20 protein-coding genes and 1 pseudogene are annotated in these 25,894 nt (G+C 76.1%); 16 read left to right on the top strand and 5 right to left on the bottom strand.

The features are described from left to right. The first annotated feature begins 97 nt into the window (after positions 1-97). The 5 genes from RVR_RS22620 to sucD all read left to right on the top strand — a co-directional run bounded on the left by RVR_RS22620 (position 98) and on the right by sucD (position 7,674). Complete coding sequence (locus RVR_RS22620; protein WP_202235613.1) at positions 98-1,282, top strand: ATP-binding protein; 1,185 nt, start codon at positions 98-100, stop codon at positions 1,280-1,282. Then, on the top strand, positions 1,279-4,002 hold the full coding sequence (locus RVR_RS22625; protein WP_202235614.1) for a DUF5682 family protein: 2,724 nt from the start codon (positions 1,279-1,281) through the stop codon (positions 4,000-4,002). The genes RVR_RS22620 and RVR_RS22625 overlap by 4 nt, the downstream gene beginning before the upstream one ends. Further along, a complete protein-coding gene (locus RVR_RS22630; protein WP_202235615.1) occupies positions 3,999-5,240 on the top strand; it encodes a VWA domain-containing protein in 1,242 nt (413 codons plus the stop codon). The genes RVR_RS22625 and RVR_RS22630 overlap by 4 nt, the downstream gene beginning before the upstream one ends. Positions 5,241-5,595: 355 nt before the next feature. Next, complete coding sequence (gene sucC / locus RVR_RS22635) at positions 5,596-6,768, top strand: ADP-forming succinate--CoA ligase subunit beta (protein ID WP_202235616.1); 1,173 nt, start codon at positions 5,596-5,598, stop codon at positions 6,766-6,768. Positions 6,769-6,789: 21 nt separating this feature from the next. Then, positions 6,790-7,674 carry a succinate--CoA ligase subunit alpha gene (sucD, locus tag RVR_RS22640; protein WP_202235617.1) on the top strand — a complete coding sequence of 295 codons (885 nt, stop codon included), beginning with the start codon at positions 6,790-6,792 and terminating at the stop codon, positions 7,672-7,674. 24 nt (positions 7,675-7,698) lie between these two features. On the opposite strand, the gene RVR_RS22645 is transcribed toward sucD, so the two are convergent. Further along, entirely contained in the window at positions 7,699-9,189 is a 1,491-nt protein-coding gene (locus RVR_RS22645; RefSeq protein ID WP_202235618.1) for a sigma factor-like helix-turn-helix DNA-binding protein, read from the bottom strand. A 410-nt stretch (positions 9,190-9,599) separates the two neighbouring features. Between RVR_RS22645 and RVR_RS22650 the strand changes: the two genes are divergently transcribed. After that, entirely contained in the window at positions 9,600-11,516 is a 1,917-nt protein-coding gene (locus RVR_RS22650; RefSeq protein ID WP_202235619.1) for a cell division protein PerM, read from the top strand. Positions 11,517-11,716: 200 nt separating this feature from the next. On the opposite strand, the gene RVR_RS22655 is transcribed toward RVR_RS22650, so the two are convergent. Next, the gene (locus RVR_RS22655) at positions 11,717-12,640 is read right to left on the bottom strand and encodes a hypothetical protein (protein ID WP_202235621.1); all 924 of its coding nucleotides are present in this window, start codon (positions 12,638-12,640) and stop codon (positions 11,717-11,719) included. 237 nt (positions 12,641-12,877) lie between these two features. Here RVR_RS22655 and purN point away from each other — a divergent pair, with 237 nt between their 5' ends. From purN to RVR_RS22690, 7 genes and pseudogenes are all read left to right on the top strand, one after another. After that, positions 12,878-13,501: a phosphoribosylglycinamide formyltransferase gene (gene purN / locus RVR_RS22660; protein WP_202235622.1), complete on the top strand. Its 624-nt coding sequence runs from the start codon at positions 12,878-12,880 to the stop codon at positions 13,499-13,501. Continuing rightward, positions 13,498-15,093 carry a bifunctional phosphoribosylaminoimidazolecarboxamide formyltransferase/IMP cyclohydrolase gene (gene purH, locus RVR_RS22665; RefSeq protein WP_202235623.1) on the top strand — a complete coding sequence of 532 codons (1,596 nt, stop codon included), beginning with the start codon at positions 13,498-13,500 and terminating at the stop codon, positions 15,091-15,093. The genes purN and purH overlap by 4 nt, the downstream gene beginning before the upstream one ends. Positions 15,094-15,221: 128 nt before the next feature. Then, positions 15,222-15,935, top strand: coding sequence for an RDD family protein (locus RVR_RS22670; protein ID WP_202235624.1), 714 nt, complete (start codon positions 15,222-15,224; stop codon positions 15,933-15,935). Between the two features lie 265 nt (positions 15,936-16,200). Further along, positions 16,201-16,446, top strand: a pseudogene (locus RVR_RS22675) (hypothetical protein); the annotation flags it as partial. After that, positions 16,436-16,888 (top strand): DUF3017 domain-containing protein, encoded by a 453-nt coding sequence (locus RVR_RS22680; RefSeq protein WP_202235626.1) that lies wholly within the window; start codon positions 16,436-16,438, stop codon positions 16,886-16,888. The pseudogene RVR_RS22675 and the gene RVR_RS22680, both read left to right, overlap by 11 nt. Positions 16,889-17,081: 193 nt before the next feature. Continuing rightward, on the top strand, positions 17,082-18,023 hold the full coding sequence (locus RVR_RS22685; protein ID WP_202235627.1) for a helix-turn-helix domain-containing protein: 942 nt from the start codon (positions 17,082-17,084) through the stop codon (positions 18,021-18,023). 313 nt (positions 18,024-18,336) lie between these two features. Next, the gene (locus RVR_RS22690) at positions 18,337-19,326 is read left to right on the top strand and encodes a malate dehydrogenase (protein WP_202235628.1); all 990 of its coding nucleotides are present in this window, start codon (positions 18,337-18,339) and stop codon (positions 19,324-19,326) included. Between the two features lie 170 nt (positions 19,327-19,496). On the opposite strand, the gene pdxR is transcribed toward RVR_RS22690, so the two are convergent. After that, the gene (gene pdxR / locus RVR_RS22695) at positions 19,497-21,059 is read right to left on the bottom strand and encodes a MocR-like pyridoxine biosynthesis transcription factor PdxR (protein ID WP_202235629.1); all 1,563 of its coding nucleotides are present in this window, start codon (positions 21,057-21,059) and stop codon (positions 19,497-19,499) included. Positions 21,060-21,108: 49 nt separating this feature from the next. On the opposite strand from pdxR, the gene RVR_RS22700 reads away from it, so the two are divergent. Beyond that, positions 21,109-21,657 (top strand): carboxymuconolactone decarboxylase family protein, encoded by a 549-nt coding sequence (locus tag RVR_RS22700; protein ID WP_202235630.1) that lies wholly within the window; start codon positions 21,109-21,111, stop codon positions 21,655-21,657. On the opposite strand, the gene RVR_RS22705 is transcribed toward RVR_RS22700, so the two are convergent. Continuing rightward, the gene (locus tag RVR_RS22705; RefSeq protein ID WP_237404899.1) at positions 21,635-22,522 is read right to left on the bottom strand and encodes a hypothetical protein; all 888 of its coding nucleotides are present in this window, start codon (positions 22,520-22,522) and stop codon (positions 21,635-21,637) included. The genes RVR_RS22700 and RVR_RS22705 overlap by 23 nt on opposite strands. 207 nt (positions 22,523-22,729) lie before the next feature. Between RVR_RS22705 and RVR_RS22710 the strand changes: the two genes are divergently transcribed. Next, positions 22,730-23,956, top strand: coding sequence for an AAA family ATPase (locus tag RVR_RS22710; RefSeq protein ID WP_202235631.1), 1,227 nt, complete (start codon positions 22,730-22,732; stop codon positions 23,954-23,956). After that, positions 23,953-24,549, top strand: a complete 597-nt coding sequence (locus RVR_RS22715) for a DUF4276 family protein (protein ID WP_202235634.1) — start codon at positions 23,953-23,955, stop codon at positions 24,547-24,549. Before RVR_RS22710 ends, RVR_RS22715 begins: the two co-directional genes overlap by 4 nt. A gap of 20 nt (positions 24,550-24,569) precedes the next feature. Here the strand turns inward: RVR_RS22715 and rocD are convergent, their stop codons facing one another. Further along, complete coding sequence (gene rocD / locus RVR_RS22720; protein ID WP_202238931.1) at positions 24,570-25,751, bottom strand: ornithine--oxo-acid transaminase; 1,182 nt, start codon at positions 25,749-25,751, stop codon at positions 24,570-24,572. Positions 25,752-25,894: the final 143 nt, after the last annotated feature.

Consider the following 25,894-nt stretch of genomic DNA (forward strand, 5'->3'; position numbering starts at 1 on the left):
CCGATTGTCAGTGGTCGGGTGCATCGTGGGAAACACACCGAACGAGCACGGGTCCGGCAGGTCCCGCGCAAGCGAGTGGGGGAGAACCTTGTCGCTCATGTCCCAAACCAGCAGCAGCACCGACGGCCGGGAGCAGGCCGGGTCCGGCCGCGGGCCGGCCACCGCTCCGGCCGGCTCCGGCGGCAGCGCCGCGCCCGCCCCCGAGCAGGCCCTGCGGCCGCACGCGGAGGACACCTTCGCCGGCGAACTCGCCGCGCTCGCCGCCGCCGACGACCGCGCCCGCCCGGCCCGCTGGAAGCTGTCCCCGTGGGCCGTCGCGACGTACCTGCTCGGCGGCACCCTCCCGGACGGCACCGTGATCACCCCGAAGTACGTCGGCCCGCGCCGCGTCGTGGAGGTCGCCGTCACCACCCTCGCCACCGACCGTGCGCTGCTCCTGCTCGGCGTGCCCGGCACCGCCAAGACCTGGGTCTCCGAACACCTCGCCGCCGCGATCAGCGGCGACTCCACCCTCCTGGTCCAGGGCACCGCGGGCACCCCCGAGGAGGCGATCCGCTACGGGTGGAACTACGCGCAGCTGCTCACCCACGGCCCCACTCCCGCGGCCCTCGTGCACAGCCCGGTGATGCGCGCCATGGCCGAGGGCCGGATCGCCCGGATCGAGGAGCTGACCCGCATCCCGGCCGACGTGCAGGACACCCTCATCACGATCCTCTCCGAGAAGACCCTGCCCATACCGGAGTTGGGCACCGAGACCCAGGCCGTGCGCGGCTTCAACATGATCGCGACCGCCAACGACCGCGACCGCGGGGTGAACGAGCTGTCCAGCGCGCTGCGCCGCCGCTTCAACACCGTGGTGCTGCCGCTGCCCGCGACCGCGGAGGAGGAGGTGGACATCGTCTCCCGCCGGGTCGACCAGCTCGGCCGTGGCCTCGACCTGCCCGCCGTCCCGCGCGGCGCCGACGAGATCCGCCGCGTGGTCACCGTCTTCCGCGAGCTGCGCGGCGGCGTCACCGAGGACGGCCGCACCAAGGTCAAGTCGCCCTCCGGCACGCTCTCCACGGCCGAGGCGATCTCCGTCGTCACCGGCGGACTCGCGCTCGCCGCGCACTTCGGCGACGGGGTGCTGCGCGCGGGGGACGTCGCCGCCGGCATCCTCGGTGCGGTGGTCCGCGACCCGGCCGCGGACCGGCTGGTCTGGCAGGAGTACCTCGAGACGGTGGTCCGCGGCCGCGACGGCTGGAAGGATTTCTACCGGGCCTGCCGCGAGGTGTCCGCATGACTGCGCCGGACGGCGGGGCCGTCGGGGTGCGGTCCGCCTCGACCGCGCCCGCCTCGACCCCGTCCGCGTCCCCGCCGGCGGTGGTGCCCGCGCCCCGGCGCGGCCGGTCCGCCCGCGCCGCCGACGACGTGGTGCTGCTCGGGGTGCGGCACCACGGCCCGGGCTCCGCGCGGGCGGTGCGTGCCGCCCTGGACGCCTACCGTCCGGAGGCCGTCCTGATCGAGGGACCGGCGGAGGCCGACGCGTTGACCGCGCTGGCCGCCGATCCGGCGATGCGGCCCCCGGTCGCGCTGCTCGCCCATGTGGCCGACGACCCGGCGCGCGCCGCGTTCTGGCCGTTCGCCGAGTTCTCCCCGGAGTGGGTGGCGATGCGGTGGGCGGCGGAGGCGGGCGCGGTGGTGCGGTTCATCGACCTGCCGGCCGCGCACACCCTCGCGATGCGGGAGGCCGAGCCCGCTCCCGGCGCTCCCGCGGAACCCGATCCGGCCGATCCCGGCCCCGCCCCCGGCAGCGACAGCGGTGGACCCGGCGCCGGATCCGACGGCGGATCGACGGCCGGACCCGGCGCCGGACCGCACCCCGCCTCCCTGCGGGTCGACCCGCTCGCCGTGCTCGCCGAGACCGCGGGGTACGACGACCCGGAGCGCTGGTGGGAGGACGCGGTCGAGCACCGCGGCAGCGGCCAGGAGAGCGGGGAGGCCGGGGACGGAGCCGACCCGCTGGCACCGTTCGCCGCGATCGCCGAGGCGATGACCGCGATCCGCACGGCGTACGGCGACGGCGGCGACGACCGGGACCCGCTCCGCGAGGCGCACATGAGGCTGCGGCTGCGCGAGGCCCGCCGGGCGTACGCCCGGACGGCCGTGGTCTGCGGCGCCTGGCACGTCCCCGCGCTCGGCCCCGCCACGGCCACCGCCGACCGGAACCTGCTCAAGGGACTGCCGAAGGCGAAGGTCGAGACGACCTGGGTGCCCTGGACCCACCGCAGGCTCGCCCGGGCGGGGGGATACGGCGCCGGGATCGACTCCCCGGGCTGGTACCAGCACCTGTTCACCGCGCCGGACCGCCCTGTCACCCGGTGGATGACCAAGGTGGCGGGCCTGCTGCGCGAGGAGGACCTGCCGGTCTCCTCGGCCGACGTCATCGAGTCGGTACGGCTGGCCGACACGCTCGCCGCGATGCGCGGCCGCCCGCTGGCCGGCCTCGGTGAGACGGTCGACGCGGTGCGCGCGGTGATGTGCGACGGCTCCGAGGTGCCGCTGGCGCTGATCCGGGACCGCCTCGTGGTCGGGGACGCGCTCGGCGAGGTCCCGCCGGACGCCCCCGCGGTGCCGCTCGCCCGCGACCTCGCCCGGGAGCAGCGGCGGCTGCGGCTGAAGCCCGAGGCGCTGGAGCGCGAACTCGACCTCGACCTGCGCAAGGAGACCGACGCCGGCCGCAGCCGGCTGCTGCACCGGCTGCGCCTGCTGGGCGTCGACTGGGGCGAGCCGGGCGCCGCGCGCGGCGGCAAGGGCACCTTCCGGGAGACCTGGAAGCTGCGCTGGGAGCCGGAGTCGGCGATCCGCGTGGCCGAGGCAGGGATCTGGGGCACCACGGTGGAGGCCGCTGCCGGTACCCGCGCCCAGGAGGCGGCGATCGCCGCGGCGACCCTCGCCGACGTCACCTCGGTCGCCGAACGGTGCCTGCTGGCGGGCCTGTCCGACGCCCTGCCCGCGGTGATGCGGGTGCTCGCCGACCGCGCCGCCCTGGACGCGGACGTCGCCCACCTCGCCGCGGCGCTGCCCGCGCTGGTCCGCGCGGTCCGGTACGGGGACGTACGCGGCACCGACTCCGCCGCCCTCGCCCGGGTCGCGGCCGGGCTCGCCGAGCGGGTCCGCATCGGGTTCCCGCCGGCCTGCGCCAACCTGGACCGGGACGGCGCGGCGGCCCTGCGCACCCACCTGGACGAGGTCCACCGCGCGATCGCCCTGCTGCCCGACCCCGACCCCGAGCCCGACCCCGCACCTGCGGACGCACCCGAAACCGCGCCCGAACGCGGATCCGCACCCGCACCCGCGGGCACACCCGAACCCGGGTCCGCCTCCTCCCCTTCCCCCGGTGCGGCATCCGGCTCCGCACCCGGCGCCGCCGCCGGCCTGCGGGATCGCTGGGCCGGCATGCTGCGGTCGCTCGCCGAGCGGGACGACTCGGTACCCGGGCTGCTGCGGGGCGCCGCCGCCCGGCTGCTGCTGGACGAGGGCCGACTGGACGCGGCGGAGGCCGCCCGCCTGATGGGCCTCGCGCTCTCGCCCGGCACCGGACCGGCCGAGGCGGCCGGCTGGGTCGAGGGCTTCCTCGCCGGCGGCGGGATGCTCCTGCTGCACGACGAGCGCCTGCTCGGGCTGGTGGACGGCTGGCTCGCGGGGGTCCCGCAGGAGGCGTTCACCGACGTGCTGCCGCTGTTGCGGCGGACGTTCGCGGAGTTCGAGCCGGGCGTACGCCGCTCGGTCGGCGAGCTGGTGCGGCGCGGGCCGGCCGCGGCGAGCGGACCGCGGGCGGTGGCGGGAGGCACCGGGAAGGCGGGGCTGCCCGGCTTCGGCCCCGAACTGGACCGGATTCGCGCGAACAAGGCGGCCAGGACCGTACGGCTGCTGCTCGGCCGGGCCGGCACCACCGGCCCCGCAGAACTGGACGACGAGGAGCCGGCCGAGCCGGACACCCGAGAGGGAGCACACGCATGACGCCCACACCGCACCCGACCGCGCCCGCCACCGTGCCCGCCACACCGCCGGGCACCGCCACCGCCGCCGGCACCCTCCACCCCGCCGCCGATCCCGAGGAGCGGTTGCGGCGCTGGCGGCTCGTCCTCGGCGGGGGAGCGGCCGAGGGCACCGGCTGCGAACTGAGCGGCCGGGACGCGGCGATGGACCGCACGCTCGGCGCGCTCTACGGGGGCGGGCGGTCCGGCCAGGGGGAGGGCGGGGGCACGGAGCGGTCGGCGGGGCTCGGCGGTTCGGCGCCGCGGGTGGCCCGCTGGCTGGGCGACATCCGCACCTACTTCCCGAGTTCCGTCGTCTCGGTGATGCAGCGGGACGCGATCGACCGGCTCGGCCTGTCCGCGCTGCTGCTGGAGCCGGAGATGCTGGAGGCCGTCGAGGCGGACGTCCACCTGGTCGGCACGCTGCTGTCCCTGAACCGGGCGATGCCGGAGACCACCAAGGAGACCGCGCGGGCGGTGGTGCGCAAGGTGGTCGCCGACCTGGAGAAGCGGCTCGCGACCCGGACCCGGGCGACGCTGACCGGCGCGCTGGACCGCTCGGCGAAGACGTACCGGCCGCGTCACCGCGACATCGACTGGGACCGCACCATCCGGGCCAACCTCCGGCACTACCTGCCCGAGCACGGCACCGTGGTGCCCGAGCGGCTGGTCGGCTACGGCCGCGCGGACCGGGCGGTGAAGAAGGACGTCGTGCTGTGCATCGACCAGTCCGGCTCGATGGCCGCGTCCGTGGTGTTCGCCTCCGTGTTCGGCGCCGTCCTCGCGTCCATGCGCTCCATCGACACCAAGCTGGTGGTCTTCGACACCGCCGTGGTCGACCTCACCGACGCGCTCGACGACCCGGTGGACGTGCTCTTCGGCACCCAGCTCGGCGGCGGCACCGACATCAACCGGGCGCTGGCGTACTGCCAGTCGCTGATCACCCGGCCCGCCGAGACCGTCGTGGTGCTCATCAGCGACCTCTACGAGGGCGGTATCCGCGACGAGATGCTCCGGCGGGTGGCGGCGATGAAGGCGTCCGGCGTGCAGTTCGTGGCGCTGCTCGCGCTGTCCGACGAGGGCGCGCCGGCCTACGACCGCGAGCACGCCGCCGCGCTCGCCGCCCTGGGCGCACCGGCGTTCGCCTGCACGCCCGACCTCTTTCCGGAGATCATGGCCGCCGCGATCGAGAAGCGCCCCCTGCCCGTACCCGAGCCCTGACCTGCGCTCCGGGCCCTGACCGGCCTCTCCCGTCCGGTCCCCGACCCGCCCGGCCGCCCCGCCGGCGGCGCTGCCCGGGTCCGCCCGATCCGCAGGAAGTTGTGACCGTTCTCACCGCCTTCATGTGAGGCACGATTTAGGACGTCACGGTTCACGGCGATAACCTGCAAGACGGACATGCCGCGTACTCGGTCACCGTGTGCGCTTCCCTTGTGACTGTGCACAGTCGCCCTGCCCGTAGCGGCACGCCCAGCCGATCAGGCGGCGCTGTACTTCCGGCGGCAGCCGCCTGCGAGACGCTGAATTCCGGGCCATGCCCGAGGAATCCAGAAGACCATAAGGGAGACGGACGCGCGTGGACCTGTTCGAGTACCAGGCGAGGGACCTCTTCGCCAAGCACGGTGTACCGGTGCTGGCCGGTGAAGTCATCGACACGCCTGAGGCGGCGCGCGAGGTGGCGGAGCGGCTCGGCGGCCGGGCGGTCGTCAAGGCGCAAGTCAAGGTCGGCGGCCGCGGCAAGGCCGGCGGTGTGAAGCTCGCCGCCGACCCGGCCGACGCGGTCGCGAAGGCCGAGGCGATCCTCGGGATGGACATCAAGGGCCACACGGTCCACAAGGTCATGCTCGCCCAGACCGCGGACATCAAGGAGGAGTACTACGTCTCCTTCCTGCTCGACCGCACCAACCGCACCTTCCTCGCCATGGCGTCCGTCGAGGGCGGTGTCGAGATCGAGGTCGTCGCCGAGGAGAACCCCGACGCGCTGGCCAAGGTCGCGGTGGACGCGCTGGAGGGCGTGACCCCGGAGAAGGCCGCCGAGATCGTGGCCGCCGCGAAGTTCCCGGCCGACATCGCCGACCAGGTCGCGGACGTGCTCCAGCAGCTCTGGACCGTCTTCGTCAAGGAGGACGCGCTGCTGGTCGAGGTCAACCCGCTGGTGAAGACCGGCGAGGGCCGGATCGTCGCGCTCGACGGCAAGGTCTCGCTCGACGAGAACGCCGCCTTCCGGCAGCCGGAGCACGAGGCGCTGGAGGACAAGGCCGCCGCGAACCCGCTGGAGGCCAAGGCCAAGGCCAAGGGCCTGAACTACGTCAAGCTCGACGGCCAGGTCGGCATCATCGGCAACGGCGCGGGCCTGGTCATGTCCACCCTGGACGTCGTCGCCTACGCCGGTGAGGCGCACGGCGGCGTGAAGCCCGCCAACTTCCTCGACATCGGCGGCGGCGCCTCCGCCGAGGTGATGGCGAACGGCCTGGAGATCATCCTCGGCGACCCGGACGTGAAGTCCGTGTTCGTCAACGTCTTCGGCGGCATCACCGCCTGCGACGAGGTCGCCAACGGCATCGTGCAGGCCCTGGAACTGCTGGCCTCCAAGGGCGAGCAGGTGACCAAGCCGCTGGTGGTCCGGCTGGACGGCAACAACGCGGAGCTGGGTCGCAAGATCCTCTCGGACGCCAACCACCCGCTGGTGCAGCGCGTCGACACGATGGACGGCGCGGCCGACAAGGCCGCCGAGCTGGCTGCGAAGTAAGGGAAGAGGACTCAAGACACCATGGCTATCTTCCTGACCAAGGACAGCAAGGTCATCGTCCAGGGCATGACCGGCGCCACCGGCATGAAGCACACCACCCTGATGCTGGGCGACGGCACCAACATCGTCGGCGGCGTCAACCCGCGCAAGGCCGGCACCACCGTCACCTTCGAGCAGGGCGACGTCCCGGTCTTCGGCTCCGTCAAGGAAGCCATGGAGGCCACCGGCGCGGACGTCACGGTGATCTTCGTACCGGAGAAGTTCACCAAGAGCGCGGTCGTCGAGGCGATCGAGGCCGAGATCCCGCTCGCCGTCGTGATCACCGAGGGCGTGGCCGTCCACGACACCGCCTCGTTCTGGGCGCTCGCCCAGGCGAAGGGGAACAAGACCCGGATCATCGGCCCGAACTGCCCCGGCCTGATCACCCCCGGCCAGTCGAACGCGGGCATCATCCCGGGCGACATCACCAAGCCGGGCCGGATCGGCCTGGTCTCCAAGTCGGGCACGCTGACCTACCAGATGATGTACGAGCTGCGCGACATCGGCTTCTCGTCCGCGGTCGGCATCGGCGGCGACCCGATCATCGGCACCACGCACATCGACGCGCTCGCCGCGTTCGAGGCCGACCCCGAGACCGACCTGATCGTGATGATCGGCGAGATCGGCGGCGACGCCGAGGAGCGGGCCGCGGCCTTCATCGAGAAGAACGTGACCAAGCCGGTCGTCGGCTACGTCGCGGGCTTCACCGCGCCCGAGGGCAAGACCATGGGCCACGCGGGCGCCATCGTCTCCGGCTCCTCCGGCACCGCGCAGGCGAAGAAGGAGGCCCTGGAGGCCGCGGGCGTCAAGGTCGGCAAGACGCCGTCCGAGACCGCGCGCCTGGCCCGGGCGATCCTGGCGGGCTGACCGCGGACCGGCCCGAGGGCCGGATCAGCGGCTGACGGCGGCGCGGGTCCGCCTCCCGGAAGGGAGCGGACCCGCGCCGCCGCGCTGTGCGGACGCGGTCGCTCCGGCGGTGGCGGGTCCGGCGGCGGTCGGACCGGCCGTACGGGAAGGCGCGGGCGCGCTGGGGCCCGGCCGGCCCGCCTGGCGCGGCGGCGGGGACGGCCGGTGGGCCGGGGTGACGATCACCGCGACCGTGGTGGCCGCGGCGATCACCGCGGTCAGCGCGAAGGAGCCGACGGTACGCCGCCGCGCCGCGCGCTCGCTGTCGGCCCGCAGGCCGTCCGGCCGCCCGGTCGGCCCGGGGGCCGGGCGGCCGGACGGCCGTGCACCCGAACCCCCGCCTCCATCTGACGGCGTGTCGGCGACGGGAGCAGGGGCCTGCTCCAGCAGCGCGCCCAACCGTTCGGGCAGCGCCTCCTCGGCGAGGCCCGGCACCGCGTCCGCCAGCGCCTCGCGCGCCGCGGTGATCCGCGCCGCGGCCGCCTCCTCGCTCGCCTCCGCCTCCGCCGCCGCGGCGGGCAGGTCGAGCCCCAGACCGTCGTGCAGCAGGAGCGCGGAGCGCCGGCGCGGCGGAAGCGTGAGGAGGGCCGCCGCCAGCGGATCGTCCGGAGTGCGCGGCCGCGGCCGGTGCCCGCCCGCCCACTCGGGCACCCACCGCTGCCAGGGTGCGAGCGCGTGCTCGTGGACGGCCGCGCGCAGCCAGCCCACCGGGTCGCTGTCCCGGGCCACTTCGGGCCACCGCTGCCAGGCCAGGGCGAAGGCGTGCGCCACCGACTTGCGGGCCTGCTCCGGGTCGCCGGTGAGCAGTTCCGCCTGGCGGAGCAGGGCCCCGGCAATGTGCCGGTGGAGGGCGTCGAAGGCGTCCTCGGGGGAGGCGTCGCCCGGAAGCCCGAGGTCCAGGGCGGGAACGCCGGTGGAACCGGTGACGGGAGCGGCCGAGCGCGCGGTGGACCCGGACCCGTCGCGCCCGGCGCGGTCCGCCGCGGAGGTGGCGGCCCCGGCTGCGTCCTTCCGGCGCCGCGCGGGTTCGGCGGGGGCGGTGTCGGTGGGTTCGGGTGCGGCGGGCGTGGCCTTGCGGCGCCCTGCGGGTGTGGGGGTGCCGGTTCGGGGTGCGGCCGGGCCGGGTGTGGGCGCGGTGGGTCGGGGTGTGGCGGGGTGGGGCTTGGATTCGGGGGTCCGGGGCGGCCGTTGGCCGGGTGCGGGTGCGGGTTTGGCGGGGGCGGTGTCGGTGGGTTCGGGTGCGGCGGGTGTGGCCTTGCGGCGCCGTGCGGGGGTGGGGGTGCCGGTTCGGGGTGCGGCCGGGGCGGACGCGGGCGCGGTGGGGGCGGCGGGAGCCGGTCGGCCGGGCGCTGCGGGGGTTGGCGGGGGCGGGAGCGCGGGGGTGCTCCCGGGTGCCGTCGGGGTCGGCGTGCCGATGACGGTCGGGGCCGCGGCGGCCACGAGTGCCGAGGTCGGCGGGGCCGTACGCGTCGCCACTCCCGAACCCGTGGCCGTCCGGGTGCGGTCGCCCCGCGCGGCCCCCCGCTTCCGAGGTTCGGCCTGGCGGCCCGCCTTCTGCCCCGTGCCCGGGGCGCGGCCCGTCGCCGTACCGGAGGCGGCGCCGGCCGCGTCGCCGCGCGGACCGTCGGCCGAACCTGCGGGGCGAGCCGCGGGGCGGGGCCGTGCGGCGGCGCCGCCGTTCCGCGCCCGAGCCGCCGCCGACCGCTTGCGGGACTTGCGCCGCGCACTCATCGGACCGCCCCCCGCCACGCCCCCGCCGTCCCGCTGGCGTCCCTCCGCTTACCTGACGGTCCGAAAAAATGACACATAAGCCACATCCTCTCCGACACGTCGACTTTCCGCCTTCTCCCGGGGCGAAACGGGTGTTCCTGTCACCATGGGTGGCCGTGACGCAGACCACCGAGCCGCTGACCGCTTCCGTATCCGCCCCGCCGCCGCGTTGGGCCGCGCTCCGGGTGTCCGCGCTGGCCGCGGGCGCGTCCGCCGCCGGGCTCGGGCTGGGCGGGATCGCCGCCGTCGTGTTGATGCTGTGGATCGGTTCGCCCTTCCCCGACACCGGTCTGGGCGACGCCCTGCACGTCAGCGCCGACCTGTGGCTGCTCGCGCAGGGCGCCGACCTGCTGCGCGACAGCACCCTCTCCGGCGACCCGGCCCCCGTCGGCATCGCTCCGCTGCTGCTGAGCGCGCTGCCCGCGTGGCTGGTCTTCCGCGGCACCGCCTCGGCCGTGGCGGCTGCCGTGGACGGCAAGGACCCCGACGACGCCGGCGGGCCCGGAGGCGGCGCGGTCGGCGACGCCGGATTCGAGGGGCGTCTCACCGGTCCGGCCCGGGTGCGCGCCGCCGCCGCGGTGACCGGGTGGGTGCTCGCCGGCTACCTCACCCTCGCCGCGGTCGTCGCCGTCTACGCGACCGGCGGTTCCGTGCACGTCGATCCGGTCACCGCGCCCTACGCCGTGCTCTTCGCGGGGGCCGCGGCCGGGTGCGGGGCGTGGGCGGGGTGCGGGCGCCCCGGGCCGGAACTGCTGCCGCTCGACCGCTTCCGCGGGGGCCGCCTGTACCGGATGCACCGGGCGTACGCCGAGGAGGTCGGCGCGGCGGTACGGGCCGCGACGGGCGCCGCGGCGCTGCTGGTGGCCGGCGGCGCGCTGATCGGCGCGGCCGCGCTGATCTGGCACGCCGGTGCGGTCGGGCGGACGTACGAGCAGCTCAGCGGGCCGCTGGTGGGACAGGTCTCGGTGCTGCTGGTGGCGGTCGGCCTCGTGCCCAACCTGGCGGTGTGGGCGGCGTCGTACGCGCTCGGGGCCGGCTTCACCGTCGGCGTGGGCGGCGCGACGGCCCCGGCCGGCTCCTCCGGGCACCACCTGCTGCTGCCGGGGTTCCCGCTGCTGGCCGCGCTGCCGCACGCCGGCACGTCCTGGATCGGCTGGGCCACGCTCGCGCTGCCGGTACTGGCCGCGCTCGGGGTGGCCTGGTTCGTGGGCAACGACGCATGGCCGGTGTGGAGCACGGTCCGCGTCACCGCCGGGGCGGCACTGGCGCTGGGCGCGGGGTTCGCGGTGCTCGCGGCGTGGGCGGGCGGGCCGCTCGGGGCGCACCGGCTCGCGGAGTTCGGGCCGGTCTGGTGGCGGGCGGGGGCCGCGGCGGCCGGGTGGACGCTGGCGATCGCGCTGCCGGCGTCGCTGGTGCTCCGCTACCACGTGGCCCATCCGCCGCATCCGTGGCGGTCGTTGGTCGGGGAGTTGCGGATGCCCCGACTGAGGGTGCCGAGGCCCCGGCTGCCCGACGTGGCGTGGGCGCGGCGGCGCGGGCCGGCGGGCGGCGTCACGGCGAAGGAACGGCCGGGCGGAGCGGGGAGTGCCGCGGTCCCCGTGCCGAAGCCGGCCCCGGCCGCACCTCGTCCGGCGTTCCCGAGCACCCCGGCCGCACCCGGTCCGGCCTCCTCCACCACCCCGGCCGCTTTTCCCCCGCCGCTGCCGGGGCTCGCCCCGGCGCTGTCCGATCCCCTGCCGTGGCCCGCGCCGGAGCCGCTGCCGCTCTTCCCGCCGCCGCTCTTCCCGCCGCCGCTGCCCGACCTGCCGCCGTCGGCGCCGCCCACGGCGCCCGCGCCGTCGGCCCCGCCCCGCCCGTCCGACCCGCCGCCGTCCGGCCCGCCGTCTCACGGAGCGCCGCCTACAGAGGCGCCGGTCGTCGCGCCCGCGGAACCCCCGGCGCCCCCGGCCACTCCGCCCGCGGAACCCCCGGCGCCCCCGGCCACTCCGCCCGCGGAACCGCCGGCCCCTCCGGCCGCGCCCCCGGCCGACTGACGCGTCGCGCTCGTGGGTGGAAGCGCGCCCGCGACGCCCGGGAGAGCGCGTCCCCTCCAGGCGAGGAGGCGCGCCCGGCGTCCGGGCGGCACGGCGCCGCCGAAATCCGGGCGAAGGGCGCCAGCGCCGGCCGGTCCTCGGGCCTGTCCGGCGGATCCTGCCGGGCTCACGGCGCGACCGGCGCGATCCGCCGGTCAGTCCTAGTCCCGCAGGGCGGGCAGGCCGCGCAGCGGGGAGGGGAGGAGCTTCTGGCAGGCGTGCGAGGCCGGCGCGGTCAGCGCGTCCGACTTGCAGTCGTAGTAGTCGCGGTAGGCGATCTGGAACCCGTAGGTGGCGCCGACGATCGCGAGGGTGAGCGCGCTGGTGATGACGCCGGTCCAGGCCGCCGTGAGGAACGAGCGCTGCGCGTCCGGCCCGGGCGCGGGGGGCGCCGGGCGCGGGCTCTGGGCCGCGTCGGCGAGCGCGGAGGCGGCCTGCGCGCGGGCGTCGGCGCGTGCCTCGGGGGACATCCGCAGCGCGCTGACGCCCCAGTAGAGGGCGAGCGCGCCGAGCAGCAGGCCCAGCGGGGTCCAGCCGAGCAGCGAGAAGATCAGGCCCCAGCCACCGCAGACCAGGGCGTACCGCGAGCGGCGCTGCGCCGGGTCGGTCGGGTCGAAGCGCGGGCCCTGGCCCTGCGGCCCGGTCGGACCGGGCTGCTCGCCGGGGCGGCGGGCGAACGGGTCCGGCCGCCCGGACTGCGGCTGCCGGCTGCTCCATTGGTGGCCCCACGCCTGCGGCGCTCCCTGCGGGTGCGGGGGAGTGCCCTGCTGGCCGGAGCCGTCCGCGCCCGTGCCCGACCCCTGGCCGTCGTTCGTCCCGCCGCCGGAACCGTCGCCGCCCGAACCCCCGTTGCCGGAGCCGGAGCCGGAGCCGGAGCCGGAGCCGGAGCCGTTGCCGCCGCCCGAACCCGAGCCGCCGCCCTGCTGCCCGGAGCCGCCGGACGGTTCGCCCGGCTGCTGCCGCGGCTGCCACGGCCGGTCCGGAGCGCCCTCGGGCGGCGGCGCGAACGGGTTGTCCCGCCGATCGCCCTCGGGCGCGCGCAGCGCGAGTTCAATGCGGCCGCTGCTCATGATGTGATGCGCCATCCCCTTGGGCTCGACTCCTGTCGCGTACGTGTTCTCCCCCAGACGCTACCGCCCGCACGCTCCCCCGTCCCGTGGGGGCCGTCCGGAGTGCCGGTATCGTTGCTGACGGCCGGCGCTCTCGTAGGGTCCCCCCAAAACGAGCGGCCCCGGTCTCATAGAAACATCCAAGCAGCCCGAAATACAGCCGCCAGGGTCCCCGTTCGCGGGATTCCCGCACGCCCGAGAGAGGCCCCGTCCGTGGCCGCCCGCACTCCCGCCCGTCTCGTCGTCCTCGTCTCCGGTTCCGGCACCAACCTCCAGGCACTGCTCGACGCCATCGACGCCGACCCGGCGTACGGCGCCCGGATCGTCGCGGTCGGCGCGGACCGGGACGGGATCGCCGGGCTGGAGCGGGCCGAGCGGGCCGGGCTGCCCACCTTCACGGTGCGGCTGCGGGACCACGCCGACCGGGCGGGCTGGGACGCCGCGCTCACCGACGCCACCGGGGGTTACGACCCCGACCTGGTGGTCTCGGCCGGCTTCATGAAGATCGTCGGCCCGGCGTTCCTGGCCCGGTTCGGCGGCCGGATCGTCAACACGCACCCGGCGCTGCTGCCCAGCTTCCCCGGGGCGCACGGCGTGCGCGACGCGCTCGCCTACGGCGCCAAGGTCACCGGGTGCACCGTCCACTTCGTCGACGACGGCGTCGACACCGGACCGGTCATCGCCCAGGGCGTGGTCGAGGTCCGGCCGGACGACACGGAGGACGCGCTCCACGAGCGCATCAAGGAAGTCGAGCGACGTCTGCTCGTCGACGTGGTGGGACGCCTGTCGCGCGACGGCTACCGCATCGAGGGACGAAAGGTATTGATTCCGGCATGAGCGCCACCCCCCAGGACACCTCGCAGGACAGCATCGCGGCGAACGGAGCGAAGCGGCCCGTGCGCCGCGCGCTGATCAGCGTCTACGACAAGACCGGCCTGGAGGAGCTGGCCCGCGGCCTGCACGCGGCCGGCGTCGAGCTGGTGTCGACCGGCTCGACGGCCGGGCGGATCGCCGCGGCCGGCGTGCCGGTCACCAAGGTCGAGGAGCTGACCGGCTTCCCCGAGTGCCTGGACGGCCGGGTGAAGACCCTGCACCCGCGCGTGCACGCCGGCATCCTCGCCGACCTCCGCCTGGAGGACCACCGCCGGCAGCTCGACGAGCTGGACGTCAAGCCGTTCGAGCTGGTCGTGGTGAACCTCTACCCCTTCCGCGAGACCGTCGCCTCGGGCGCGAGCCCCGACGAGTGCGTCGAGCAGATCGACATCGGCGGCCCCTCCATGGTCCGCGCCGCCGCCAAGAACCACCCCTCGGTCGCGGTCGTCACCAGCCCGGCCCGCTACTCCGACGTGCTCGCCGCGGTCGGCGACGGCGGCTTCGACCTCGCCACCCGCAAGCAGCTCGCCGCCGAGGCGTTCCAGCACACCGCCGCCTACGACGTGGCCGTGGCCTCCTGGTTCCTCGACGGCTACAGCGCCGACGAGGAGTTCCCCGCCTTCACCGGCGCCACGTACACCCGCCTCGACACCCTCCGGTACGGCGAGAACCCGCACCAGGGCGCCGCGATCTACACCGACGGCAGCGGTACCGGCCTGGCGGGCGCGGAGCAGTTGCACGGCAAGGAGATGTCGTACAACAACTACGTCGACACCGAGGCCGCCCGCCGCGCCGCCCACGACCACGACGGCGCCTGCGTGGCGATCATCAAGCACGCCAACCCGTGCGGGATCGCGGTCGGCGCGGACGTCGCCGAGGCGCACCGCAAGGCGCACGCGTGCGACCCGGTCTCCGCGTACGGCGGTGTCATCGCGGTCAACCGCCCGGTGTCGGTGGCGATGGCCGAGCAGGTCGCGGAGATCTTCACCGAGGTGATCGTCGCGCCGGCGTACGACGAGGGCGCGGTCGAGGTGCTGGCCCGCAAGAAGAACATCCGGGTGCTGCGCTGCGCCGACGCGCCCGCCGCCGCCACCGAGTACCGCCCGATCGAGGGCGGCGTCCTCGTCCAGGCCAAGGACCGGTTGCAGGCGGAGGGCGACGACCCGTCCACCTGGACCCTGGCCACCGGCGAGCCGCTGGCGGAGGCCGAACTCGCCGACCTCGCCTTCGCCTGGCGGTCCTGCCGCGCGGTCAAGTCCAACGCGATCCTGCTGGCGAAGGACGGTGCCACCGTCGGGGTCGGGATGGGGCAGGTCAACCGGGTCGACTCGGCGCGGCTGGCGGTGGAGCGGGCCGGGGCGGAGCGCGCCGCGGGTTCGTACGCCGCTTCCGACGCGTTCTTCCCGTTCCCGGACGGGCTGGAGGTGCTGACCGCGGCGGGGGTCAGGGCCGTGGTCCAGCCCGGCGGGTCGATCCGTGACGAGGCCGTGGTCGAGGCGGCGGCGAAGGCCGGGGTCACCATGTACCTCACGGGGACGCGGCACTTCTTCCACTGACCCCGCGTGTGACCTCGCGGGGCGGCGCCCCCGACCTCGCGGGGGCGCGCGAGCCCTTGCGCGGGCGGGGGCCGGGGCCGGACGATGTGCGCGCACGCATCGTCCCCCGCTGCCCAAGGAATCCGTTCGTGAGCCAGCCTCCCGGCCCCGCCGGCCCGTACGGCGCGCCGTCCCCGCAGCCGTACGGGCAGCCGCCGTCCTACGGTCCGTCCGGGTACGGCCAGGGCGGGCCGCCCCCCGGCGGGGCGCCGGCCCATGCGCCAGGCGGTTACGGCTACCCGTACCCGCCGGCCGGGTACGGCTACCCGGCCGGCGCGTACGGCTACCCGGCGGCCGGCGGCCTGCCGCCCGGGATGCCGCCGCCGGCGGGCTGGGGCGCCCGCCTCGGGGCCATGGTGCTCGACGGCCTGATGTTCCACCTCGTGCCGACCGGCCTGTTCCTCGCGGGTTACGGGCGGTTCGCCGCCAAGCAGGTCGACGCCTGGGACGCCTGCGACGCCCGCGGCATCCCGCACGCGCAGTGCGCCGCGCCGCACGTGCCCACCGGCTCCGCCGTGCTCATACTCGTCGGCGCCCTGCTGTCACTGGCCGCCGTCCTCTTCCTCTCCTACCGCGAGGGGCGGACCGGCCAGACACCGGGCAAGCGCATCGTCGGCGTCCGGCTGCTGCGCGAGGCGGACGGGTCCGCCCTCGGCTTCGGCCGTGCCTTCGGACGCCGCGTCCTGCACGGCCTGGACGCCCTTCCCTGTTTCCTCGGGTTCCTCTGGCCGCTGTGGGACGAGAAGCGCCAGACCTGGGCCGACAAGATGGTCCACACCGTCACCATCCGCGACGCGAGCTAGCTGGGACCTGTCCGGCGGATCCTGACGCCCCGGGCCCGGCGGGTTCCGCCGGGCGGGACCCGTTCCTGTGACCGGTGGCCGGTGGCCGGTGGCCGGGAGGTCGTCGGGGGCGGTCGGGGGCCGGGGGCCGGGCACGGATTGGTACCGCCGCCGGGCCATCCGCGAGTATGGAGCCATGACCGCCCAGATTCTCGATGGCAAGGCCACGGCCGCCGCGACCACGTCCGAGTTGACCGCCAGGGTCCAAGCACTTGAGGACCACGGCGTCCGTCCCGGTCCCGGCACCCTGCCGGTCGGCGGCGATCCGGCCGGCACCGGCCGGATCGTCCGACTGCCGCTGCGTCGGGGCCTCGACGCCCACCGGGCGCCGGAGCCGGGGGACCCGGCCGTGGCCGGGGCCGCGGCGTGGATCTCGCCGGACCCCGGGGGCGTCGGGCCGATGACCCGCGCGCTCCTGCCGCGGAACGTCGTCGAGGCGGCCGAGCGGACGGCGGCGGGCCATGTCGGCTGAGGCGGCGGCGGGCCGACCCGCAGACGTGCCCGAGGGCACCGCGCGCTCCGCGTCCACCGACCCGGGCGGGCGGCCCGAGGTCACGCGGGGCGTCGCCCGGCCCGAGGGGGGCGGCCGCGCGGCGGGCGGCGACGCGCCCGCGCCGGTACGGCAGTGGCCGATCATCGCGGTCATCGCCGGGGCGGTCATCGGGCTCGTCGTCACCGCGACCGGCCAGTTCCGGGCGGGCACCATCCTGATCGGCGCGTCGCTGCTGCTCGGCGCCGGCCTGCGCTGGGCGGTCACCGCCGTGGGCATGCTCGCGGTGCGCAGCAGGTTCACCGACGTGATCACCTACGGCATCCTCGGGGCGGCGATCATCCTGCTCGGGATGATGGCGCAGCCGGACCCGCTGATCCGCATCCCGTTCCTGGAGGACATCATCCACTTCTCCGTCCGCTGAGGAGGCGGGGCGCCCCGACCCGCGCGGGTGCCCCGACGCCCTCGGGCAGGCGGCCCCGCACCGCATCACCTCGGGAGGGCCGCCTTACCACGGCGGTGGCCGATTCCGCCGGGTTCAGCCGAAATCCGTCAGGTCGGGCGGCGCCCTCCTAGCGTTGCCCGGAAACGTGGCCGGGTGAGGGCGAGGGGTGGCCGTGGGGCAGTGGGAGCCGTTGGCGCAGCGCATTCCGATGGACGTGCGGCGGCTCGCCACGCAGCTCCGCCGGATGAAGGACCGCAGCGGCCTGACGGTTCCGGCGCTGGCCGCGCGCACCGCCCACCCCGTGGGGGCCTGGGAACGCGCCCTGGCCGCCCGCCAGGTGCCGCCGCTGGACGCGGTGGAGGTGCTGGCACAGGCGAGCGGCGCCGACTACGACCGGGTCGGCGAGCTGTGGCGGCTGGCGGAGAAGGCGAGCACCGGTGGCGGCGACCGCGGTCGCGGGCGGGCGGTGCCGAACCCCGACCCCCTCGACCCGCTCGCCGAGTCGGAGGGGCTTCCGGGCCGCCACCGGCAGTTCCTGCTGCTGGGCACCATCGCCCTGCTCGCGGTGGGCGCGCTGGTGGCGGTCCTGCTCACCGCCGGGCCGAGCACCGGCCGGGCCCCCGCGGGTCAGGCGAACCCGACGTTCTCCGCGTCCGGGGGACCGGGCACCGCCACGCCGTCCCACGGCGGTACGGACGGCACCCCGCGGCAGCCGGGCAGCGGCAGCGGCAGCGGCACAGCCGGCGTCACCGGATCGAGTGACCCGGACACCGACGGCGGGGACCGGCCCCTCACGAGTGGCGCCGACCCGGAGGCCCACGGCGCCGGCCGGAGCGGGACGACGGCGGGGTCGGCGGGCACGGCCGGCCCCGTCAACGCCGGTGCGGCGGGCGGCCGGACGAGGGGGGCCGGCACGCCGTCCACGGTCGGCCCGACCGGAGGCAGCGCCGCGAGCGGGCCGGCCGCGGGCGGCGGCGGGACCTCGGCCGGCGCCTCCGCGGCGCCCCCCTCCGCCCCGCCGCCCACCACTCCCGCCGGCCCGAGCCCGTCGCCCTCCCCGACCCGCTCCTCCCTCTGCCTGGGCCTGGTCCTCCTCGGCGTGTGCCTCGGCTGACGGCGCCACGCGGCCCGAGGCGCGCCCGTGGGAACCCGCGCCCCCGGGGCCGAACACACGCGCCCTCGTACGCCCGTGGCTGTGCGCCCGGGGCCGTACGCGCGCCCGTACGCCCGGGTCCGGCCGCACCTCTCGGTGACCCGGGCCACAGGAGGCCGCGTCATCTCCGCGCGCGGCGCGCGATAGCCTGGCAAGCGGCTCTCTTGACGCCGAGAGATCCACGTTCGGGGCCGCTCGGGCCACTGCCGGGGCGACCGAGTACCCGCCAGTACCACCCGCAGCACCACCCGAAGCAGAAGGCCAGGAGAAGGCAATGACTCGCACTCCCGTCAACGTCACCGTCACCGGAGCGGCCGGCCAGATCGGCTACGCGCTCCTCTTCCGTATCGCCTCGGGCCACCTCCTCGGCGCGGACGTGCCGGTGAAGCTCCGGCTGCTGGAGATCCCGCAGGGCCTCAAGGCCGCCGAGGGCACCGCCATGGAGCTGGACGACGCCGCCTTCCCGCTGCTGCGCGGCATCGAGATCACCGACGACCCGAACGTGGCCTTCGACGGCGCCAACGTGGCGCTGCTGGTCGGTGCCCGCCCCCGCACCAAGGGCATGGAGCGCGGTGACCTGCTGGAGGCCAACGGCGGCATCTTCAAGCCGCAGGGCAAGGCGATCAACGACCACGCGGCCGACGACATCAAGGTCCTGGTCGTCGGCAACCCCGCCAACACCAACGCCCTGATCGCGAAGTCCGCGGCCCCCGACGTGCCCGCCGACCGCTTCACCGCGATGACCCGGCTGGACCACAACCGCGCGGTCGGCCAGCTCGCGAAGAAGACCGGTGCCGCCGTCGCGGACATCAAGCGCGTCACGATCTGGGGCAACCACTCCGCCACGCAGTACCCGGACGTCTTCCACGCGGAGATCGGCGGCAAGAACGCGGCCGAGGTGATCGGCGACGAGCAGTGGCTCGCCGACACCTTCATCCCGACCGTCGCCAAGCGCGGCGCGGCCATCATCGAGGCGCGCGGCGCCTCCTCCGCCGCCTCGGCCGCGTCCGCCGCCCTCGACCACGTCCACACCTGGGTGAACGGCACCGCGGACGGCGACTGGACCTCCATGGGCATCGTCTCCGACGGCTCCTACGACGTCCCGGCCGGGCTGATCTCCTCCTTCCCGGTGACCACGAAGAACGGCACGTACGAGATCGTCCAGGGCCTGGACGTCAACGCCTTCTCCCGGCCGCGCATCGACGCGTCGGTCCAGGAGCTGGTGGAGGAGCGCGACGCGGTGCGCGCCCTCGGCCTGATCTGAGCCCCGCGTCCTGTCCGGGCCCGACGCGTCGGGCCCCGCGGCCCCGCCCCTCACTCAGGTGAGCGGCGGGGCCGCGCGCGTGCCGGGCGCGTGCCGGGCGCCCGGCGCCGTACCCGTCGTCGCACGCCCGCCGGGATGGCGGGACGGCCCTCAGCCGCGGAACACGGCCCTCAGCCGCAGAACTCCGCCAGCACCTCGCACAGCCGGTCCAGCGCGCCGCCGAAGGCGTGGTCGGGCGGGGTGGCGTAGCCGATCACCAGCGCGGGGCGGTCGGCGCGCGCGCCCAGCAGGTCCAACCCGCCCAGCGCCAGGCCGCGTTGCCGGGCGCGGCCGGTCAGCTCCTCCAACGGGCCCGCGGTGGCGGGCAGTTCGACGACGGCGTGCAGCCCGGCGGCGATGCCGGAGACCCGTACCGACGGCACCCGCTCGCCGAGCGCGGCCACCAGCCGGTCCCGGCGCGCCCGGTAGCGCAGCCGCATCCGCCGCACGTGCCGGTCGTGGGCACCGGACCCGATGAACTCCGCCAGCGTCAACTGGTCGATCACCGGGGAGTGGTGGTCGGCCATGCGCTTCTCCCGCACCACCGCGTCCACCAGGTCCGGCGGCACCGCGAGCCAGGCCAGCCGCAGTCCGGGCGCCAGGCTCTTGCTCGCGGTCCCGGCGTACACGACGTGCTCGGGCGCCAGGCTCTGCAGGGCGCCGACGGGCTGGCGGTCGTAGCGGAACTCGCCGTCGTAGTCGTCCTCCAGGACCAGGCCGCCCATGGCGCGGGCCCAGTCCACGACCGCGGTCCGCCGCGCGGGGGAGAGGGGGACGCCGGTCGGGAACTGGTGCGCCGGGGTGAGCAGCACCGCGTCCGCCGTGCCGTCGAGGCGGTCCACCACGGCGCCGTCACCGTCCAGCGGCAGCGGCAGCGTGGTGAGCCCGTTCGCGCGCAGCAGCGTGCGGGTGTCGGGGAAGCCCAGCTCCTCCACGGCGATCCGGCGCCCGCCGCGGGCCCGCAGCACCCGGGCGAGCAGGCCGACCGCCTGCACGAAACCGGTGCAGACCACCAGGAGTTCGGGGTCGGCCCGCACCCCCCGGACCCGGGCCAGGTAGGACGCCAGCGCTTCGCGCAGCTCGGGGCGGCCGCGCGGGTCGGAGTAGCCGAACGCCTCGCTCGGCGCCGCGGTCAGCGCCCGGCGGGCGGCGGCGCCCCACGCGGCCCGGGGGAAGGCGGAGACGTCGGGCGAGCCGGGCCACAGCGAGTACGGCAGCCGCACGGCGTCCGGCACCGCCGCGGTGCCGGCGGCGCGCCCGTTCCCGTGCGTGCCCCGGGTGCCGTCCGCCCTCCTGGTTCCGCTGCTGCCCGCGGCCGGGTGCGCGGCCGGGTGCGCGGACCGGCGGGCGGACGGCGGCGCGGGGGCGGCCTGCCGCGCCGCGACCGCCGTGCCCGACCCCTGCCGCGCGGTCAGCCAGCCCTCGGCCACCAGTTGGCCGTACGCGTCGGCGACCGTGTTCCGCGCCAGGCCCAGGTCGCGGGCGAGCGCCCGGCTGGACGGCAGCCGGGTGCCCGGGGCGAGCCTGCCGTCCCGGACCGCCTCGCGCAGCGCCGCCTCCAGGCCCGCGCGGGCCCCGGCGCCGCGCCTCCGCTCGGCCGCGAGGTCGATCAGCAGGTCGTACCCGCCGGACCGGCCCGGCGCGGCGGCCCGGTCCCGCTGTTCCGGCTCGCCCGAAGTGGCCCGTGCGTTCATGCTCCAAGTGGACCACGGGACGGATCCACTTCGTGCCTACCGTGAAGGCATGAGCGCTTCCGAACAGACCGCTTCCGCCCCGTCCGCCCCCTCGCCCGCTCCGGCCGCCCCGACCGCCACTTCGGACGCCTCGGCCGACCCCGCCGTGCCCGCCCCGCCGCGCCGGATCGACCTCAACGCGAAGGCGCCCGACTTCTACCGGGCGATGATCGCCCTGGACGAGGCCGCGTCCGCCGGGCTCGACCCGGTCGTCCGGGAACTGGTCAGGGTGCGCGTCTCGCAGCTCAACGGCTGCGCCTTCTGCGTGGACGCGCACAGTGCGAGCGCCCGCACGCTCGGCGTCACCGAGCAGAAGCTCACCGGGCTGACGGTCTGGCGGGAGACCCCGTTCTTCACCGCCCGCGAGCGCGCCGCCCTCGACCTGGCCGAGGCCGTCACCGCCCTCGGCGCGCACGGGGTGCCCGACGCGGCGTACGACGGCGCCGCCGCGCTCTTCGACGAGGACGAGCTGCCCCGGCTGATCGCGATGTGCGTGACCATGAACGCCTGGAACCGGATCGGCGTGACCAGCCGGCTCAGCCCCCGGACCCGAGCGTGACACCGGCCGTCGGCCGGGGGCCGGCGGCCGCCGCCGGGGTCCCGCCCTCCCCGTAGCGGGCCAGCGCCAGCCCGCCGGCCACCGCGAGCACGAAACCCGCGACGGCCGCGGGCGCCCAGCCGTCCCGGGTCCGGTCGTGCAGCGCGAGCACCCCGACCAGCGCGGGGCCGACCGTCTCGCCCAGCACCATCCCTGCGGTGGCCGCCGTGACCGAGCCCTGCTGAAGCGCCGAGGTGAGCAGCAGGAAGGCGCCGGCGCCCCCGACCAGCAGGGCGTACGACGCCGGGTTCGCCGCCAGCGCCCCGACGGTGACCGGGTCGAGCAGCCGCACCGCGACCTCGACCACGCCGAAGCCGAGCCCCGCGCCCAGGCCGAGCAGCGCGGCCCGGGACCGTTGGGGCAGCCGCGCGGCGGGAACCGCGCCGGCCGCGAGCACCGCGAGCGCCGTCGCCAGCGACGCCCAGCGCAGGGTCGCGTCGCCGTGGCCCGGCCCCTCCCGGCCCGACGCCAGCGCCAGCAGGGCCAGCCCGCCGCACACCGTGGCCACCCCGGCCCACTCCGCGCCGGCGGGCCGCACGTCCAGCAGCGGGCCGGCGAGCACCGCGGTGACCGCCAGGCTCGCGGCCAGCGCGGCGCCCACCGTGTAGACCGGCAGGGCGCGCAGCGCGACCACCTCCAGCACGAAGCCGGCGCCGTCCAGGGCGAGGCCGCCGAGGTAGGGGGCCTGGCGGAGCGCCGCGACGAGCAGGCCCGCGGCGCCGCCGCCCCCGCCCGCCGCTGCCAGCCGGGCGGCCCTGGCCTGGAGGGCGGTGGCCGCGCCGAAACACACCGCGGCGCCGAGCGCCGCCACCAGTCCCGTCACCATCCGCCGATGCTACCCACGCCCCCTGCCCCCCACCGCCGTCCCCGTCCCCACCCCGGCGGGACATCCACCACCCCGCCCGGCCCCGCGGGCGAAGCTTGTCGCGCCGCTCTCCACGTGCTTCCGCTCTCCCCGTGCTTCCGCACGAGAGGAATCCGCAACCGGGCAGCCTGCAATCGGGGAACCCGCAACCTCGGTAGTGTGGCGAACGTGGAACAGCCGGAAGATCATCGACCGTCGGCGTCGGTGGACGAGAAGGTGGGCGCGACGGCCAGCGCCAGTGCGCCCGGCGTACTCGTGACGCGCGTGCGGATCGCCAACTTCCGTTCGATCCCTGCCTGTGACGTGCGGGTCGGGCCGCTGACGGTCATCGCCGGGCCGAACGCGGCCGGCAAGTCGAACTTCCTCGATGCCCTGCGCTTCGTGCGGGACGCCCTCCGTCTTCCACTCGAGCAGGCGCTCGAGTCGCGGGGCGGCCTGGAAGGCGTGCTCCACCGGCCCTCGACCGGTGCCCCTGCGGACTTCTTCCGCATCCAGCTCGATCTGCACGTCCCCGCGGAGGATCCCGACGACGGGTCAGCCAGGGCGGACGCGTCCTACCTGGCGGAAGTAGGAGCGGTCGCCGACGAGGGCGGCCGACCCGGCGTCAGACGCGAGGAGCTGTCCCTCGCCGGTCGAACCCTCTCCCTGACGCCGCAATCGGCGTCCGAGGACCGGCCCCACAACCTGGCTGCGTCGCGCCGCCGTGACGTCGTCCCCTGGCATCTGCGGGCCATGCGGTTCTACGAACTGCACACCCCCGTCCTGCGTGACGTCGATCAGACGCGCCGCTCCCGTGGCGCGTCCCCCCTGGGCGAACAGGGGCAGCACCTGGCCCGGGTACTCAGCGCCCTGGCCCACGGCACACCCGCGGCGAAGGACGTCGTCGACGGCTACATCGCCACCATGATCGAGAACGCGGCCGGGCTGGACGGGAGGGAGATCCCCGAGGCGGATCTTGCGTACGTCGTCGGGCGCTTCCTGGAGGACGGACGGCAGAAGGAGGTCGACCGGAGGTCGCTCTCCGACGGCACCCTGCGGCTGGCCGGTGTCCTGGCCGCCCTCTACCAGCCGCGCGCGCTGGCCGGCTCCATCCCCCTCGTCGGCATCGAGGAACCGGAGATCTCCCTGCATCCGCCGATGCTGGGCGCCCTGTACGACGCGCTGGCGGGCGCGTCGCAGAACACCCAGGTCATGGTGACCACCCAGAGCGCCGACCTGCTGGACAACCCCGCGGCTGATCCCGATCACCTGCTGGTCGTCCGCGACGAGGGTCACGGCAGCGTCATCGGGCCGATCGACGAGACCGGCCGCCGTCTGCTGGCCGATGGCGTGCTGTCCCTTCCCGAGTTGCTGCGCAGCGGGGAGATGCGGCCACAGGAGGGCAGCGGGCGGTGAACGGCTCCTACCCGGTGATCGCACCGGTGGTGGAGGGTCACGGGGAGGAGCGAGCCCTCCAGGGCCTGCTGCACCGGCTCGTCCCGCACCTGCACGAGGGCGCCTATGCCGACATCCAGCAGCCGTACCGCCTTCCGCGGGACCGCATGCTCAGGCCGGACCACCTCGCGCAGGCACTCACCGTCGTCACGGCCCGCCGGCCGTCTCCCACCGCTGTCCTCGTCCTTCTCGACGCCGACGACGACTGCGCCGTGGAGCTGTCCGCCCGGGTACGGGACCTGGCGCGCGAGAGCCACGGCCACGTTCCCCTGACGGCGATCGTGGCCGTGCGAGAGTTCGAGGCGTGGTTCCTCGCCGGGGCCTCCGGGCTGGCCGGGCACATGGGACTGCCCCACGACCTCGTCCCGCCGCCCGACCCGGAGGCCGTTCGGGGCGCGAAGGAATGGCTGTCGGACCGGATGCCTCCCGGCATCACCTACCGGCCGCCGGCGCACCAGCCGTCCTTCGCCCAGCGCTTCGACCTGGAGGCGGCCCGGGCCGGGGCTCCGTCCTTCGACAAGTTCTGCCGTGAAGTGGCGCGCCTGCTCGGCTGATCAGGCCCGAGGCCGCGGGGTCAGGTGAGGGCGTCGTGGAGGCGGGCGAGGGACCAGTCGAGGTCCTCCTTGGTGATGGTCAGCGGGGGCGCGAGGCGGATCGTGGAGCCGTGGGTGTCCTTGGCGAGCACGCCCCGGCGCAGCAGGCGCTCGGTGAGGGCGCGGCCGGTTCCCAGGGAGGGGTCCACGTCGAGGCCGGCCCACAGCCCGCGGCCGCGCACCGCGGTGAGCGCGCCGTCGGCGACGAGGGACGCCAGCTCGCGGTGCAGGTGGTCCCCGAGTTCCGCCGCCCGCCGCTGGTACTCGCCGGTGCGCAGCATCGCCACCACCTCGATGCCGACCGCGCAGGCCAGCGGGTTCCCGCCGAACGTGGAGCCGTGCTCGCCCGGGTGGAAGACGCCCAGCACGTCGCGGGAGGCGACCACCGCGGAGACCGGGACGACGCCGCCGCCCAGCGCCTTGCCGAGGACGTACACGTCGGGCACCACGTCCTCGTGCTCGCACGCGAAGGTGCGGCCGGTCCGGCCGAGGCCGGACTGGATCTCGTCGGCGACCAGGAGCACCCCGCGCTCGGCGGTCAGCCGCCGTACCCCGGCGAGGTAGCCGGGCGGCGGTACCAGCACGCCCGCCTCGCCCTGGATCGGCTCGATCAGCACCGCCACGGTGTCGTCGTCGACCGCCGCCTCCATCGCGGCGAGGTCGCCGTAGGGGACGACGGTGAACCCCGGTGTGTACGGCCCGAAGTCCGCGCGGGCCTCGGCGTCGGTGGAGAAGCTGACGATCGTGGTGGTGCGGCCGTGGAAGTTCCCCTCGGCCACCACGATCCTGGCCCGGCCGTCCGGTACGCCCTTGACCCGGTAACCCCACTTGCGGGCGGTCTTGACCGCGGTCTCCACCGCCTCCGCCCCGGTGTTCATCGGCAGCACCATGTCCTTGCCGCACAGCTCGGCCAGGCTCCGGCAGAACTCGGCGAACCGGTCGTGGTGGAAGGCCCGCGAGGTGAGCGTCACCCGGTCGAGCTGGGCCTTCGCGGCCGCGATCAGCCGCGGGTTGCCGTGGCCGAAGTTGAGCGCCGAGTACCCGGCGAGCATGTCGACGTACCGGCGGCCCTCGACGTCGGTCACCCACGCGCCCTCGGCGGCGGCGATCACGACGGGCAGCGGGTGGTAGTTGTGCGCGCTGTGCTCCTCGACGGCCGCGATCTCGCGGTCGGTCGCGCCGTGGTCGGCCGGGGCGCCGGGGGTGGGGAGGCCGGCGGGGGCGGGCGTGTCGGCGGGGGCCGGAACGCTGCCGGAAACCGGGCGGCCGGGGGCGTCGTTCGTCACGTGCGTACTCCGTTCGTCGT

The organism is Streptomyces sp. SN-593, assembly GCF_016756395.1.
Taxonomy (GTDB): domain Bacteria; phylum Actinomycetota; class Actinomycetes; order Streptomycetales; family Streptomycetaceae; genus Actinacidiphila; species Actinacidiphila reveromycinica.

What these genes read in the sequence shown, in the direction of transcription:
- purH (WP_202235623.1), top strand. Translation starts at nt 13,498, where the DNA reads ATGAGCGCCACCCCCCAGGACACCTCGCAGGACAGCATCGCGGCGAAC.
- sucD (WP_202235617.1), top strand. Translation starts at nt 6,790, where the DNA reads ATGGCTATCTTCCTGACCAAGGACAGCAAGGTCATCGTCCAGGGCATG.
- RVR_RS22705 (WP_237404899.1), bottom strand. Translation starts at nt 22,522, where the DNA reads ATGGTGACGGGACTGGTGGCGGCGCTCGGCGCCGCGGTGTGTTTCGGC.
- RVR_RS22625 (WP_202235614.1), top strand. Translation starts at nt 1,279, where the DNA reads ATGACTGCGCCGGACGGCGGGGCCGTCGGGGTGCGGTCCGCCTCGACC.
- RVR_RS22620 (WP_202235613.1), top strand. Translation starts at nt 98, where the DNA reads ATGTCCCAAACCAGCAGCAGCACCGACGGCCGGGAGCAGGCCGGGTCC.
- RVR_RS22630 (WP_202235615.1), top strand. Translation starts at nt 3,999, where the DNA reads ATGACGCCCACACCGCACCCGACCGCGCCCGCCACCGTGCCCGCCACA.
- RVR_RS22690 (WP_202235628.1), top strand. Translation starts at nt 18,337, where the DNA reads ATGACTCGCACTCCCGTCAACGTCACCGTCACCGGAGCGGCCGGCCAG.
- pdxR (WP_202235629.1), bottom strand. Translation starts at nt 21,059, where the DNA reads ATGAACGCACGGGCCACTTCGGGCGAGCCGGAACAGCGGGACCGGGCC.
- RVR_RS22680 (WP_202235626.1), top strand. Translation starts at nt 16,436, where the DNA reads ATGTCGGCTGAGGCGGCGGCGGGCCGACCCGCAGACGTGCCCGAGGGC.
- RVR_RS22700 (WP_202235630.1), top strand. Translation starts at nt 21,109, where the DNA reads ATGAGCGCTTCCGAACAGACCGCTTCCGCCCCGTCCGCCCCCTCGCCC.
- RVR_RS22655 (WP_202235621.1), bottom strand. Translation starts at nt 12,640, where the DNA reads ATGGCGCATCACATCATGAGCAGCGGCCGCATTGAACTCGCGCTGCGC.